A 14,307-nucleotide genomic window follows, 5' to 3' on the forward strand; every position below is an offset into this window, starting at 1 on the left:
TTGGGGAAGGCGGGGCCATGGGCCCTATCGTTCGCCGGACTTGGCCTGCGCGTCCAAATCGCGCAGGAAGGCCAGCTTCTGCTGGATTTTAGCTTCCAGGCCGCGGTCGGTCGGCCGGTAGAACGTGGGATGCAGGCCGTCGGGGAAATAATCCTCGCCGGCGGCATAGCCGTGCGGCTCGTCATGGGCATAGCGATAGGCGTGGCCATGGCCTAGCTGCTTCATCAGCTTGGTCGGCGCGTTGCGCAGATGCAGGGGCACCGGCGCGCTGCCGTGTTCCTCTGCGTAGCGGCGCGCGGCGTTGTAGGCGTTGTAGACCGCGTTGGACTTGGCCGCGCAGGCCAGGTAGACGACTGTCTGCGCCAGCGCGAGTTCGCCTTCCGGCGAACCCAGGCGTTCGTAGATATCGGCGCCGTTCAGGGCGATTTCGGTCGCGCGCGGATCGGCCAGGCCGATATCCTCGATGGCCATGCGCACCAGGCGGCGAGAGAGATAGCGGGGATCCGCGCCGCCATCGATCATGCGCGCGAACCAGTACAGCGCGGCGTCGGGGTCCGAGCCCCGCACCGACTTGTGCAACGCGCTGATCTGGTCGTAGAAGGCGTCGCCGCCCTTGTCGAAGCGGCGCAGGTTTTGCGATAGCGACGTTTCCAGCCATTCGGCGTCGACGATGTCGCGATGCGCCGTACGCGCCGACTCCGCGACGACTTCGACGGCGTTGATCAGCCTGCGGGCATCGCCGTCGGCCCAGCCGGCGAGCTGTTCGCGCGCGCTGTCGTCAAAGCGCATGGCCGCGTCGTCGGGAAAGGTGGCATTCAACTCTACCAGGGCGCGATCGATCAGCTGCATCAGTTCCTGCGCGGTCAGCGATTGCAGGACATACACGCGGGCGCGCGACAACAGCGCGGAATTGACCTCGAAAGAGGGATTTTCGGTGGTGGCGCCGATAAAGGTGAACAGGCCGCTTTCCACATAGGGCAGGAAGGCGTCCTGCTGAGCCTTGTTGAAGCGGTGGACTTCGTCGACGAAGAGGATGGTGCGGCGCCCCTGGCCTTGGGCGACCTGGGCCACCGCGACCGCGTCGCGGATGTCCTTGACGCCGCCCAGCACGGCCGAAATGGCGATGAACTGGGCGTCGAAGCCATCGGCCATCAGGCGCGCCAGCGTGGTTTTGCCCACGCCCGGCGGGCCCCAGAAAATCATGGAATGAGGACGCCCGGATTGGAAGGCCACGCGCAGCGGCTTGCCTTCGCCCAGCAGATGGGATTGCCCGACGACATCGTCCAGGGTGCGCGGACGCAGGCGTTCCGCCAGCGGCACGTGGGCCCGCTGCGCCGGGTCCGCGGCGAACAGATCGTTGCTCATGGGGAAAAGGAGACAGAATCGGAGAAGTATTACACCAGATATGAGGGCGAACCACCGCGCACGCAAGCGGCACGCCGCCCCATGTGTGCAGGCCGGCCGGTTGATACCGCAGAAGGTGCTCCCGACCGGGCCGGGTGCGCGAATGGCAATGGCTTTGGATGAAACGGAAACGGCACCGGCGCGGCATGGGCATCTTCGGGTAAACCCCGGCTGGCGCCATGTAAATAATTTTCAGGATAATCGCAAAAAACAGATTTTCCGGTAAAAATTTTCACGGCGGTGGCGCCATGACCGATTCCCAGCTTTCCTATCCCGCCCTCGACCCCGTCGGAAAAGGTCTCGGTTCCCTTCCGGCCGGCTGTACGCCGGCCCAGGCCGCCAGCCTGGGCTGGAACCTGCTGGCCGAAGATGTCAGCCTGCCCGCGGCCGTCCTTTACGAGTCCCGTGTCCGCCATAACCTGGCCTGGATGCAGGAATTCATGCGCGCCTACCAGGTGCAGTTGGCGCCGCACGGCAAGACGACCATGAGCCCCGCCCTGTTCCATCGCCAGCTGCAACACGGCGCCTGGGGCATCACGCTGGCCACCGCGCCGCAGGTCCATGCGGCCTACCGGTACGGTGTGCGGCGCATCCTGATGGCCAACCAGCTGGTCGGCCGCGCCAACATGGCGCTGGTCGCCCGGATGCTGGAGGATCCGTCCTTCGAATTCTGCTGCCTGGTCGATGACCCGGCCAATATCGCGCGGTTGGGCGAATACTTCGCCGAACAGGGCCGCGTGCTGCGGGTGCTGGTCGAACTGGGTGTGCCCGGCGGCCGTACCGGCGTGCGCGACGACGCCGCGCTCCAGCGCGTGGCCGACGAAGTGGCGCGCTGGCCGGGCTCGCTGGCGCTGGCCGGCGTGGAACTGTACGAAGGCGTGCTGTCCGACGAGAACAGCATCCGCGACTTCCTGCGCCGCGCGGTGTCCACCCTGCGCGGCCTGCAGACGCAGGGCCGGCTGGCGGCGGGCACGGCAATCCTGACCGGCGCCGGGTCCGCGTGGTTCGATGTCGTGGCGCAGGAGTTCTCCGGCCTGGACATCGGCCGCCCGCTGGACATCGTGCTGCGGCCGGGCTGCTATCTCAGCCACGACGTGGGCATCTATCGCGGCGCCGCCGAACGCATCGGCCGCGACAACGATGTGGCCCGCGGCATGGCGCCCGGCCTGATGCCGGCGCTGCAGGTCTGGGCGTATGTGCAATCGCTGCCCGAACCGGGCCGCGCCATCATCGGCATGGGCAAGCGCGACGCCGCCTTCGACGCGGGCCTGCCCGTGCCCGCGCGGCACTTCCGCCCGGGCGCCGCATCGCGCGGCGGCGCGGCCCCCTCGCCGGCCCCGTCCGGCTGGGAAGTCACCGCGATGATGGACCAGCACGCATTCATGCGCATCGCCGATGGCGACGACATCCAGGTCGGCGACATGATCGGCTTCGACATCTCCCATCCCTGCCTGACTTTCGACAAATGGAAGCAGGTCCTGCTGGTGGACGACGACTACCGCGTGGTGGATATCGCGCAAACCTTTTTCTGACCGCGCTGTCGGCGCCGTCGCTGCAACCGCTTTCCGATCTGCAATCTTCCGCCCGGCGGCACCGTCCGTCCTGACCTTCTGGAGCACACCCGATGAACGCATTGGTCTCCCGTCGCCGCGACGGGCTGAAAACCCTTCTGCTGGCGGCCGCGCTGGGCGTGGCCGCTTTGGCCGGCCCCGCGCACGCAGCGCCCGTCAAGGGCGGCACGATCTCGGTAGCCACCATCGGCGAGCCGCCGACGCTGGATCCGATGGCCAGCACCGCCGACCTGGTCGGCATGATCAGCCAGCACATCTACGAAACGCTGTACACCTTCGACGCCAAGTGGAACCTGACGCCGCTGCTGGCGCAGGCGCTGCCCACCGTCAGTGCCGACGGCCTGACCGTGACCATACCCCTGCGGACCGACGTCAGCTTCCATGACGGCAGCAAGATGACCGTGGATGACGTTATCGCATCGCTGCAGCGCTGGACCACCACGGCCACGCGCGGCAAGCAGACCGCCCCGCTGATCAAGGCCATCGAAGCGGCCGACGACCACACCGTGCGCATCAGCCTGACGCAGCCCTATGCGCCGTTGACCGCACTGCTGGCCATGAACAACGCCGCGGCGGTCATCATGCCCAAGAGCAAAATCGCGGCGACGATCACCGACTACATCGGCACCGGTCCCTATATGGTCAAGGCCCGCGTGCCCGATCAATACCTGCAACTGGTGCGCTTTCCAGGCTATAAGTCCCGCGCCGGCCAGCCCGACGGCTACGGTGGCGCGCGCGAACAGAACCTGGACGAAATCCGCTTCGTGCCGGTGCCCAACGCGAATACGCGGCTGGAAAGCGCGGTGGCCGGCCAGTACGACTACGTCGATTCGATCGCCGTGGAATCCGCCGGCAAGCTGAAGTCGAGCAAGTCGCAGGCCGTCCTGCTCAAGCCCTTCGGCTGGCCCCGCCTCGTCCTGAATACCAAGCAGGGCATCATGTCCAACCTGAAGATGCGCCAGGCCGTGCAAATGGCGCTGAACGAAGAGGACATGCTGGCCGCGGCCTTCGGCAGCACGGATTACTACACGGTCGACGGCGCCATGTATCCCAAGGGCTACCCCTGGTACACCGATCGCGGCACCAAGGCCTACAACAAGGGCGATACCGAGGGCGCCAAGAAACTGATTGCCGCCTCCGGCATTCCCGACCGCACCATCCGTATCCTGACCAGCCAGCAGTACGAATTCCACTACAAGATGGCCCTGGTCGCCGCCGAATACCTGAAGCAGGCCGGCTTCAAGGTGGACATGCAGGTGGTGGACTGGGCCACGCTGACGCAGCGCCGCCAGGATCCCGCCCTGTGGGACATCTTCATCACGCACAGCCCCTTCCTGCCGGAACCGGCGCTGATCGACTTCCCATCGAAAAACTCACCGGGATGGTGGGACACGCCGCGCCGCAACCAGGTCCTGGACGCTTTCAACCGCGCCACGTCGCAGCAAGAACGCGTCAAGCTCTGGGGCGACGTCCAACAGGCCATATTCGATGAAGTGCCCTTCATCAAAGTGGGCGACTTCAACGCGGTGGCGGCCAAGTCGCCCGCGCTGGAAGGCGTGACGCCGGCGCCCTGGCCGTACTTCTGGAATGCGTGGAAGGCGTCGAAGTAAGCGGCGCATCGAGGATTCCCTGTGTTGTCCTATCTATTCAACCGCCTGGTCGGCCTGGTCGCCGTCATGTTCCTGGTGGCCACGATCGTCTTCGTGATCATCCGGATCACGCCCGGCGACCCGGCCGCGGTGATGCTCGGTCCCGAGGCCAGCCAGCAGGATATTTCGGCCCTGCGCGCGCGCCTGGGACTGGACCGGCCACTGCCCGTGCAATACGTGACGTGGCTGGGCCAGCTGGCGCGCGGCGACCTGGGCCAATCCATCTTCCTGAACAAGCCGGTGCTGTCGGCGCTGGCCGATCGCGCCGAGCCGACCTTCTGGCTGACGCTGATGTCGCTGCTGATCGCCACCGCCATCGCGCTGCCGGTGGGCATCCTGTCGGCGGTCAGGCGGGGCACCGCGCTGGACCAGTCCGTACTGAGCTTTTCGATGTTTACCTCCAGCGTGCCCAGCTTCTGGCTGGGACTGCTGCTGATGCAGGTCTTCGCGGTGAAGCTCGGCTGGCTGCCGGTGTCGGGCTATGGCGGGCCGGATGCCTCGTTCGGCACGCGGCTCAGCCATCTGATCCTGCCGGCCGTCGTGCTGGGCCTGGTCAATTCCGCGCTGATCACGCGCTTTATCCGCGCCAGCATGCTGGACGTGCTGCGCGACGACTACGTGCGTACGGCGCGCGCCAAGGGGCTGCCGGAACGCAAGGTGATCGTCAAGCATGCCGTGCGCAACGCGCTGATCCCGATCCTGACCGTCCTGGGCCTGACCACGGCCCTGCTGGTCAGCGGCGCGGTGGTTACCGAAACCGTATTCGGCCTGCCCGGCGTGGGCAGCCTGGTGGTGTCCGCGGTGCTGCGCCGGGACTATCCTGTGATCCAGGGCGCCTTGCTGGTCGTCGCGGCGATCTACGTACTGATCAATCTACTCATCGACCTGCTTTATCTGGCGGTCGACCCGCGGGTGCGCTACTGATGTCCATGGCCATTTCCTCGCAAGCCGGCGGCGAACGCTGGCAGGTGCTGCGCCTGCTGGTCGCGCGCAAGACCGTCCTGCTGAGCCTGATCGTCCTGATCGTGCTGGTGGGCGCCGCCCTGCTGGCGCCGTTGATCAGCCCCTACGATCCCTTCAAGCTGTCCATCGTGAACCGCCTGAAACCGCCCGGCGCCGCACACTGGTTCGGCACCGACGATTTCGGCCGCGACGTCTTCAGCCGCGTCATCTACGGCGGGCGCCTGTCGCTGACGGTGGGCTTTTCCGTGGTGGTGCTGTCCAGCATACTGGGCATCGCGCTGGGGCTGATCGCGGGCTTCTTCCGCCGCGCCGACAAATTCGTATCGCGGCTGATCGACGCCATGATGGCCTTCCCGGACATTCTGCTGGCGATCTCGCTGGTGGCCGCGCTGGGCCCCTCGGTACTGAACGTCGTGATCGCGCTGGGCATCGTCTATACGCCGCGCCTGGCGCGCATCGTGCGCGCGTCCACGCTGGTGATCCGCGAACTGCCGTTCGTGGAGGCCGCGCGCGCGCTGGGCGTGCCGACCCGCCGCATCGTCGCCGTGCACGTGCTGCGCAACCTGGTTTCCCCCATCCTGGTGCAGGGCACGTTCATCTTCGCCTACGCCATCCTGGCCGAAGCGGGCCTGTCTTTCCTGGGCGTGGGGGTGTCGCCCGATATCCCGACCTGGGGCACCATGATCAACGCGGGGCAGCAGTACATGGGATCGGCGGACTGGATCATGATTTTTCCGGGCATCGCCATCGTGTTGTCGGTGCTGTCCCTGCAATTGGTGGGCGACGGGTTGCGCGACGTGCTGGACCCGCGCCTGCGCAAGGAGTTGTAAGCCATGACGGCAAGCACACGCGACGTCGTTCTTTCGGTGGAAGGACTCAAGACGTGGTTTCATAGCCGTGACGGCATCGCCAGATCGGTGGACGGCGTGACCTTCGACCTGGCGCGCGGCGAAACGCTGGCCATCGTCGGTGAATCGGGCTCCGGCAAATCGGTGACCAGCCTGTCCATCATGGGCCTCCTGCCCAAGCCGGCCGGGCGCATCGAGTCGGGCAGCATCCGCTTTCGCGGCCGCGACGGCGCCGAGCACGACCTGGCGAAGGCATCGGCGGCGCGCATGCGCGACATCCGCGGCAAGGAGATCGCCATGATCTTCCAGGAGCCCATGACCAGCCTGAACCCGCTGTACACCGTGGGCGACCAGATCGCCGAAGCGGTGCTGCAGCATGAAGGCGGTACACGCGCCGCCGCGCTGGGCCGCGCGCGGGAAATGCTCGAACGCGTCGAGATCCCCGCCGCCGCGCGGCGCGTGCACGAATATCCGCACCAGATGTCGGGCGGCATGCGCCAACGCGTGATGATCGCCCTGGCGCTGGCCTGCAACCCCTCCGTGCTGATCGCGGACGAACCCACGACCGCACTGGACGTGACGGTGCAGGCGCAGATCCTGGACCTGCTGCGCCGCCTGCAGGCCGAATCGGGCATGAGCATCCTGTTCATCACCCACAACCTGGGCGTGGTGGCGGAAATCGCCCACCGCGTGGCCGTCATGTATGCCGGCCGCGTCGTCGAGGATGCCGACGTCTACGACCTCTTCGAACGCCCCAGCCACCCCTACACGCGCGGCTTGCTCTCCTGCATTCCGACCGACGCCCTGCTCGCCAGCGGCGAGCGCCTGCGTGCCATCCCGGGCAACGTGCCGAGCGTGCTGGACCTGCCGGCCGGCTGTACCTACGCGCCGCGTTGCGAGCTGGCTTCCGCAGCCTGCACGCGGGCGGTGCCCGACCTGACCGACGTACGCGGAGGCCACCGCGCGCGCTGCATCAAAGTGATTCCTGCCTGATGGACGCCATGACCGACGCCTCCGCCCATGCCCGCACCGCCGGAAACGGCCCGGCGGCCGATGCCGGCCAATCCGGCGACGCCCGCCCCTTGCTGCGCGTGCAGGACCTGCGGGTGCATTTCCCCACCTCGTCGCGCCGCGGCGCGCCCGTCGTCAAGGCCGTCGACGGCGTCAGCTTCGACGTCGGACGCAATTCGATTGTCGGCCTGGTCGGCGAATCCGGTTCGGGCAAGACCACGACCGGCCGCGCGCTGCTGCGCCTGCTGCCCGCCACCGGCGGCCGCGTGCTGTTCGACGGCACCGACCTGAGCCGACTGGACGAGGGCGCCATGCTGCCCTGGCGCCGCCGTATGCAGATCGTATTCCAGGACCCGTATGCCAGCCTGAATCCGCGCATGACCGTGTCCGAGATCCTGGGCGAGGCCCTGGACACACACAAACTGGCGCGCGACCGCCGGCATGAGCGCATCGCCGAATTGCTGACGCGCGTCGGGCTGAACGCCGACCACGCCAGGCGCTATCCGCACGAATTTTCCGGCGGCCAGCGCCAGCGCATCGGCATCGCGCGCGCCCTGGCGGTCGAGCCGGACTTCATCGTCGCGGACGAACCCGTATCGGCCCTCGACGTCTCCGTGCAAGCCCAGGTGCTGAACCTGCTGCAGGACCTGCAGCGCGACCTTGGCCTGGCCATGCTGTTCGTGGCCCACGACCTGGCGGTGGTGAACTACCTCTGCGACGAAGTGGTCGTGCTGTACCTGGGCCGGGTCATGGAAAGCGGGCCGACGCGCCGGGTGTATACGGCTCCGCGGCACCCGTATACTCGCGCCCTGCTGTCGGCGGCGCCGGTGCCCGACCCGCGCGCGCCACGCAACCGCATCCTATTGAAAGGCGATATCCCCAGCCCCGTGGATCCGCCCTCGGGCTGCGTGTTCCGCACGCGCTGCCCGCACGCGATCGACGCCTGCGCCCAAACCGTACCGCAGCCCGAAGCGGTGGGCGGCGGCCAGATGGTGGCCTGCCTGCGCGCCGCCGAACTGGCCTGAAGGCCAGCCCCTGTTGCCACGAAGAACCGCCATGACCCAGATCCGCGACATCGTCTACCAGATCCGCAGCTGCCGCGATACGCTCAGCGCGACCGAACGCAAAGTCGCCGACGCCATCCTGGACGACATCGCGATGGCGGCCGGCGCCACGGTGGACCAGCTGGCCGGCAAGGCCGGCGTCAGCATCGCCACGATCTCGCGCTTCGCGCGTTCGGTGGGCTGCGACGATACGCGCGACCTGAAGATGAAACTGGCCCAGGCCAGCGCCGTGGGCACGCGCTTTCTCGACCGCAGCGTGCCGGCGGAGGAAAGCACCTTCTACGCGCGCATCTACGCGGACATCGAAAGCACGCTGCGCGCCCATCTGCCGCTTTACACGGAAACCCTGTTCGAGGACGCGATGGAGATCGTGCGCGGCGCGCGCATGACCTATGTGTTCGGCATGGGGGGCGCATCCGCGGTACTGGCGCAGGAAATGCAGTCGCGCCTGGTCCGCCTGGGCTATCCCGTGGCGGCCTATAGCGACGCCGTGCTGCTGCGCATGGTCGCCGCCACCCTGGACGAGCGCGACGCGGTGATCATGCTGTCGGCCTCCGGTTTGACCCCGGAAATGCTGTCCGGCGCACGCATCGTCAAGCAATACCGCGCGCGCATCGTGGCGCTGACGGACGCCACCGCGCCACTGGCGCAACTGGCCGATGTGGTCATCCCCGTGCGCACCGACGAAACCGACTTCATCTACAAGCCATCGTCGTCGCGCTACGCGATGATGCTGGCCATCGATCTGCTGGCCACCGAACTGGCCATGGCGCGGCAAGAGGAAACCCGCGACCGCCTGCGCCGCATCAAGCTGGCGCTGGACGAATACCGCGGCGGGCCCAACCGCCTGCCGCTTGGAGATTGACACGATGTACGACACCCTGATCGGCCCCGTCCGCGTGCTGGACGGCAGCGGCGCGGCCGAATTCCAGGCCAATGTGGCATTGCGCGAAGGCCGCATCGCGGCGATAGGCGTAGCCGACGACGTGCCGGCACGGACCCGGATCGACGGACGCCGCCGCGTACTGGCACCCGGCTTCATCGACGTGCACACGCACGACGACACCAACGTCATCCGCACCCCCGATATGCTGCCCAAGCTTTCGCAGGGCGTGACGACCGTGGTGGTGGGCAATTGCGGCATCAGCGCATCGCCGGCGCGGCTGCGCGGCGAAGTGCCGGACCCGATGAACCTGCTGGGCCGCGAGGACGACTTCCAATACCCCACGTTCGCCGACTATACGGCCGCGGTCGACCGCGCCGGGCCCGCCGTCAATGTGGCTGCCCTCATCGGCCATACCGCCCTGCGCAACAATCACATGGACCGCCTGGACCGCGTCGCCACGCCGGCCGAGATCGAGGCGATGCGCGCGCAGCTGCGCGATGCCCTGGCCCACGGCGCCATCGGGCTGAGCACGGGGCTGGCCTACGCCTCCGCCTTCAGCGCCAGCACCGACGAAGTCAAGGCGCTGGCGCAAGTGCTGGACGAGTTCGGCGCCCTGTACACCACGCACCTGCGATCGGAATTCGCCGAGATCATCGAGGCCATGCACGAGGCCTACGACGTCGCGCGCCATGCCCGCGTGCCGCTGGTCATCTCGCACCTGAAATGCGCCGGCGCCGGCAACTGGGGGCGCACCACCGAAGTCCTGGCCAGCCTGGAAGGCGCGGGCCGGATGCAGCACGTCGGCTGCGACTGCTACCCCTATTCCGCCAGCTCTTCCACGCTGGACCTGAAGCAGGTCACCGACGACTTCGACATCGATATCACCTGGTCCGCTCCGCATCCCGAACAGGCCGGGCGCAAGCTGGCCGATATCGCGCGCGACTGGGATGTACCGCTGATGGACGCCGCCCGCCGGCTGCAGCCCGCCGGCGCGGTGTATCACGGCATGCGCGAGGACGACGTGCGCCGCGTGCTGGCCCACAAGCTGACGATGATCGGCTCGGACGGCCTGCCCAACGACCCGCATCCCCATCCCCGCCTGTGGGGCGCGTTCCCGCGCGTGCTGGGCCATTACAGCCGCGACGTCGGCCTGTTTCCGCTGGCCGAGGCCGTGCACAAGATGACCGGGCTGTCGGCCGCGCGCTTCGGCCTGCGCGATCGCGGTTTGATCCGCGAAGGCAACTGGGCGGACCTGGTGTTGTTCGACCCGGAAACGGTCATGGACCGCGCCACCTTCGATGCGCCGGAGCAGGCCTGCGCCGGCATCGACGCGGTATGGGTCAACGGCGCGCTGTCCTACTGGCACGGCGCCGCGACCGGCGACCGCGCCGGCCGCTGGCTGCCGCGGCAGGGCGACCTGCGCGGCGGCTACCCCCTGTTGAATCACTGAACCAGCGAGGAAGCTTCCATGAGCGATACCCCCAAACCCGACGCCAACGGCATCACCCGCTACGGCGCGGGCGGCAGCACCGGCGGTGGCGGCACCCATATGCCATTCTCCAGCGCCGTGGCCGCCGACGGCTGGCTGTACGTGTCCGGCCAGGTCCCCATGGACGATGGCGAGGTCACCGAGGGCGGCATCGTGCCGCAGGCGCACAAGGCGATCCAACAGCTCCTGGCCATCCTGGCCGACGCCGGCTATGGCCCCGAACACATCGTGCGCTGCGGCGTATGGCTGGCCGACGCACGCGACTTCGCGTCCTTCAACAAAGTGTTCAAGTCCTACTTCGGCGCGAACCCGCCCGCCCGCGCCTGCGTGGAGACGCGCCTGGTGGTCGATGCGAAGGTCGAAATCGACTGCGTGGCGTATAGACCCCCCCCGAAGCGCTGAGCGCTTCCCCCCCCAGGGGGGCGACGCCAGACGACCGGCGGAGCCGGATCCTCGGCGTCCCGGATCTGCAACACCTGTTTTTTTTTGGGGGGGGTAGGCCCACCCCCGAGGCGCTACGCGCCTCCCCCTCAAGGGGGCGACGCTGGGGGACCGGTGGAGCCGGATCTTCGGGACCCCTGGTCGGCTGCACCTCTTTCATGCGGCGTGGGTGGCAGGGGTCAGGCCTGGGTGGGCGTTTCGCCGAATTCGTCCAGCAAGCGGCCGATCAGGGGGTTGCGGGCGTCGCGCCGGCTGACGCCATAGGCATCGGACCGGGCGCGCGCGCCCGCCAGCGGACGGAACACCGCGCCCCGCAGGGCCGAGTGCCGCAGCGCCTGCGGCACCAGCGCCACGCCCAACCCCTGCGATACCAGCGACACCACGGCCAGCCAGTGGCGCGCCTCGTGCCTGACCTGCGGACGGAATCCCGCCTCGGCGCAGATCGACAGGATGCGGTCGTGGTAATCCGGCGATACGCCCTGGCTGAACAGCACCAGGTGCTGGGCGCGCAGATCGGCCGGGCGCACGCTGGCCTTGCGCGCCAGCGGATGCCGCGCGGGCAGGCAGCACACGAACGGTTCCGATACCAGCAGGCGGCTTTCCAGTTCCTCCGGCATGCGGCTGGTATGCACGAAACCCAGATCCAGCCCGTTGTGCATCAGCTCGGTGATCTGCTCGCCGGAATTCATTTCCGTCAGCTTGATGCGCACGCCCGGATAGCGCGCCTGGAATCCGCGCAGGGCCTGCGGCAGGCCGCGATACAGCATGGCGCCGACAAAGCCGATACGCAGATTGCCGATCAGGCCCGCAGCCGCGTCGCGCGCCTCCAGCGCCGCCTCTTCCGCCTGCGCCAGGATCTTGCGTGCCGACAGGCGCATGGCCTGGCCCGCAGCCGTCAACCGGACTTCCTTGCTGTTGCGCTCGAACAGGCGCGCGCCGACGCTGTCCTCCAGCTGGCGTATCGCCACGGACAAGGGCGGCTGCGAAATCGCCAGCCGTGCCGCGGCACGGCCGAAGTGCAGCTCTTCGGCCAGCACGGAAAAATAGCGAAGGTGGCGCAGTTCCATGGCGACGGGAGCCCATGCGACGATATACAGATCGGATCGTACAAGACATATTCAATATTGGATACCTATCACGTGCGGACCTAGAATCGGCGCCATAAGCCCATACAAGGAGACACCGGCATGCAGGCAGCCGCCCCTCATCCCGTACCGGACCGCCATGGCGAAAATTTCTACGCCTGCGACGACCAGCTCCAGGCCCTGCTGCCGCTGTACCTCGCGCCGGACGTGCTGGCACACATGACGCCGCACTTCACCCGCCTGGGCGAACTGGCCGGTGGACGGCTGGACGATCTGGCGGGGATCGCCGACCGCAATCCTCCTACCCTGCAAATGCGCAGCCGCAGCGGGCTGGATGAACAGCGCGTGCTGAAGCACCCCGCCTATGTCGAAATGGAGCGGCTGGCGCTGAGCGAGTTCGGCCTGGGCGCGATGTCGCACCGGACCGAAACGCTGGGCTGGCGCGGCCCCATGCCGCCCATCGTCAAGTACGTGCTGACCTACCTCTTCGTGCAATCCGAGTTCGGCCTGTGCTGCCCGGTTTCCATGACGGATTCGCTGACGCGCACACTGCGCAAGTTCGGCGATCCCGAACTGGTACAGCGCTATCTGCCCCGCCTGACCTCGCTGGATTTCGACGAACTGGCGCAAGGCGCGATGTTCATGACGGAGCAGGCGGCCGGCTCCGATATCGCTGCCACGGCCACATCGGCGCAGCGCGACGGGAATGGCGACTGGCGGCTGCATGGCGACAAGTGGTTCTGTTCCAATCCCGATGCGGACCTGGCGATGGTATTGGCGCGCCCCGATGGCGCGCCGGACGGCCTGAAGGGCGTTTCGCTGTTCCTGTTGCCCCGCCGCCTGCCGGACGGCAGCGCCAATCGCTACCGCATCATCCGCCTGAAGGACAAGCTGGGCACGCGCTCGATGGCCAGCGGCGAGATCCGCCTGGAAGGCGCGGTGGCCTACCTGGTCGGCGAGCCGGGACGCGGCTTCGTGCAGATGGCCGACATGGTGAACAACTCCCGGCTGTCCAACGGCGTGCGGGCGGCGGGCCTGATGCGCCGCGCGGTAGCCGAGGCGGAATTCGTGGCGCGCGAACGCCGCGCCTTCGGCCGTCCCTTGTGCGATATGCCTTTGATGCGGCGCCAACTGGACAAGCTGCGCGTGCCGGCCGAACAGGCGCGCACCATGGTGTTCCAGACGGCGCGGGCCTTGGCCAGTTCGGATGCCGGGGAGCCGGATGCCTATGCCCTGCTGCGCATCCTGACACCCTTGATCAAGTTCCGCGCCTGCCGCGATGCCCGCAAGGTGACGGGCGACGCGATGGAGGTGCGCGGCGGCTGCGGCTATATCGAGGAATGGAGCGACCCGCGCCTGCTGCGCGATGCGCACCTGGGCTCGATCTGGGAAGGCACCAGCAATATCGTTGCGCTGGACGTGATCCGCGCCATCAAGCGGGAAAACTCGCTGCCCGTATTGAAGGCGCACAATCTTGCGCTGCTCGACGGCACGGACCTGGCGCCGGACTATGCCCAGGCGCTGCGCCTGGCGCTGGAGGGCGCTTGCATGCTGGCGCAAGCCGCCGCGCGCGACGGCGGCGAAGTGCTGGCGCGCCAGGCGGCCTCGGCGCTGTATCACTGCACGAGCGCCATCGCGATGAGCTGGGAAGCGGTGTCGACCGGATCGGCCGACCGCCTGCGCTGGGCGCAGCTGGCCCTGCTGCATCGCGTACTGCCCAGGGACCCGCTGGCCACCGGGGAGCTGCCGGAGTCATGGCACTGAGCGCACCCGGGGTATCCGCCATATCGCTGTATTGCTGTATCGCTGTATTGCTCTATCGCCCTACCGCCGCATCCGATGTATCCGCGGCCCTGCTGTACCCCGTCATGGCATGACGGCATGACTACAACAACA

General features: G+C 67.7%; 12 protein-coding genes. 10 read left to right on the forward strand and 2 right to left on the reverse strand.

Annotation, left to right across the window (positions count from 1 at the left end; all coding sequences use genetic code 11):
• Positions 1-24 precede the first annotated feature (24 nt).
• Positions 25-1,365, reverse strand: a complete 1,341-nt coding sequence (locus ACO1P8_RS04750; RefSeq protein ID WP_486294763.1) for a replication-associated recombination protein A — start codon at positions 1,363-1,365, stop codon at positions 25-27.
• A gap of 287 nt (positions 1,366-1,652) precedes the next feature.
• On the opposite strand from ACO1P8_RS04750, the gene ACO1P8_RS04755 reads away from it, so the two are divergent.
• The 9 genes from ACO1P8_RS04755 (at position 1,653) to ACO1P8_RS04795 (ending at position 11,287) form a co-directional block, all read left to right on the forward strand.
• On the forward strand, positions 1,653-2,936 hold the full coding sequence (locus ACO1P8_RS04755) for an amino acid deaminase (protein WP_486294764.1): 1,284 nt from the start codon (positions 1,653-1,655) through the stop codon (positions 2,934-2,936).
• A gap of 92 nt (positions 2,937-3,028) precedes the next feature.
• Positions 3,029-4,585, forward strand: a complete 1,557-nt coding sequence (locus ACO1P8_RS04760; protein WP_486294765.1) for an ABC transporter substrate-binding protein — start codon at positions 3,029-3,031, stop codon at positions 4,583-4,585.
• A 21-nt stretch (positions 4,586-4,606) separates the two neighbouring features.
• Positions 4,607-5,548 (forward strand): ABC transporter permease, encoded by a 942-nt coding sequence (locus ACO1P8_RS04765; protein ID WP_486294766.1) that lies wholly within the window; start codon positions 4,607-4,609, stop codon positions 5,546-5,548.
• Positions 5,548-6,417: an ABC transporter permease gene (locus tag ACO1P8_RS04770; RefSeq protein ID WP_486294767.1), complete on the forward strand. Its 870-nt coding sequence runs from the start codon at positions 5,548-5,550 to the stop codon at positions 6,415-6,417. The genes ACO1P8_RS04765 and ACO1P8_RS04770 overlap by 1 nt, the downstream gene beginning before the upstream one ends.
• Positions 6,418-6,420: 3 nt before the next feature.
• Positions 6,421-7,428 carry an ABC transporter ATP-binding protein gene (locus tag ACO1P8_RS04775; protein WP_486294768.1) on the forward strand — a complete coding sequence of 336 codons (1,008 nt, stop codon included), beginning with the start codon at positions 6,421-6,423 and terminating at the stop codon, positions 7,426-7,428.
• Positions 7,428-8,471, forward strand: a complete 1,044-nt coding sequence (locus ACO1P8_RS04780; RefSeq protein ID WP_486294769.1) for an ABC transporter ATP-binding protein — start codon at positions 7,428-7,430, stop codon at positions 8,469-8,471. The genes ACO1P8_RS04775 and ACO1P8_RS04780 overlap by 1 nt, the downstream gene beginning before the upstream one ends.
• 31 nt (positions 8,472-8,502) lie before the next feature.
• Complete coding sequence (locus tag ACO1P8_RS04785) at positions 8,503-9,375, forward strand: MurR/RpiR family transcriptional regulator (protein WP_094843353.1); 873 nt, start codon at positions 8,503-8,505, stop codon at positions 9,373-9,375.
• A gap of 4 nt (positions 9,376-9,379) precedes the next feature.
• Positions 9,380-10,846, forward strand: a complete 1,467-nt coding sequence (locus ACO1P8_RS04790) for an N-acyl-D-amino-acid deacylase family protein (protein ID WP_486294770.1) — start codon at positions 9,380-9,382, stop codon at positions 10,844-10,846.
• Positions 10,847-10,864: 18 nt separating this feature from the next.
• Positions 10,865-11,287: a RidA family protein gene (locus ACO1P8_RS04795; protein WP_486294771.1), complete on the forward strand. Its 423-nt coding sequence runs from the start codon at positions 10,865-10,867 to the stop codon at positions 11,285-11,287.
• A 218-nt stretch (positions 11,288-11,505) separates the two neighbouring features.
• Here ACO1P8_RS04795 and ACO1P8_RS04800 read toward each other — a convergent pair whose 3' ends face one another.
• Positions 11,506-12,393 (reverse strand): LysR family transcriptional regulator, encoded by an 888-nt coding sequence (locus ACO1P8_RS04800; RefSeq protein ID WP_486294772.1) that lies wholly within the window; start codon positions 12,391-12,393, stop codon positions 11,506-11,508.
• Positions 12,394-12,513: 120 nt separating this feature from the next.
• Here ACO1P8_RS04800 and ACO1P8_RS04805 point away from each other — a divergent pair, with 120 nt between their 5' ends.
• On the forward strand, positions 12,514-14,175 hold the full coding sequence (locus tag ACO1P8_RS04805) for an acyl-CoA dehydrogenase family protein (protein ID WP_486294773.1): 1,662 nt from the start codon (positions 12,514-12,516) through the stop codon (positions 14,173-14,175).
• Positions 14,176-14,307: the final 132 nt, after the last annotated feature.

Source organism: Bordetella sp. (genome assembly GCF_057362025.1).

Bases quoted from the DNA above. Each gene is read 5' to 3' on its own strand.
- ACO1P8_RS04750 (WP_486294763.1), bottom strand. From the start codon at position 1,365: ATGAGCAACGATCTGTTCGCCGCGGACCCGGCGCAGCGGGCCCACGTG.
- ACO1P8_RS04755 (WP_486294764.1), top strand. From the start codon at position 1,653: ATGACCGATTCCCAGCTTTCCTATCCCGCCCTCGACCCCGTCGGAAAA.
- ACO1P8_RS04760 (WP_486294765.1), top strand. From the start codon at position 3,029: ATGAACGCATTGGTCTCCCGTCGCCGCGACGGGCTGAAAACCCTTCTG.
- ACO1P8_RS04770 (WP_486294767.1), top strand. From the start codon at position 5,548: ATGTCCATGGCCATTTCCTCGCAAGCCGGCGGCGAACGCTGGCAGGTG.
- ACO1P8_RS04775 (WP_486294768.1), top strand. From the start codon at position 6,421: ATGACGGCAAGCACACGCGACGTCGTTCTTTCGGTGGAAGGACTCAAG.
- ACO1P8_RS04780 (WP_486294769.1), top strand. From the start codon at position 7,428: ATGGACGCCATGACCGACGCCTCCGCCCATGCCCGCACCGCCGGAAAC.
- ACO1P8_RS04785 (WP_094843353.1), top strand. From the start codon at position 8,503: ATGACCCAGATCCGCGACATCGTCTACCAGATCCGCAGCTGCCGCGAT.
- ACO1P8_RS04790 (WP_486294770.1), top strand. From the start codon at position 9,380: ATGTACGACACCCTGATCGGCCCCGTCCGCGTGCTGGACGGCAGCGGC.
- ACO1P8_RS04795 (WP_486294771.1), top strand. From the start codon at position 10,865: ATGAGCGATACCCCCAAACCCGACGCCAACGGCATCACCCGCTACGGC.
- ACO1P8_RS04800 (WP_486294772.1), bottom strand. From the start codon at position 12,393: ATGGAACTGCGCCACCTTCGCTATTTTTCCGTGCTGGCCGAAGAGCTG.
- ACO1P8_RS04805 (WP_486294773.1), top strand. From the start codon at position 12,514: ATGCAGGCAGCCGCCCCTCATCCCGTACCGGACCGCCATGGCGAAAAT.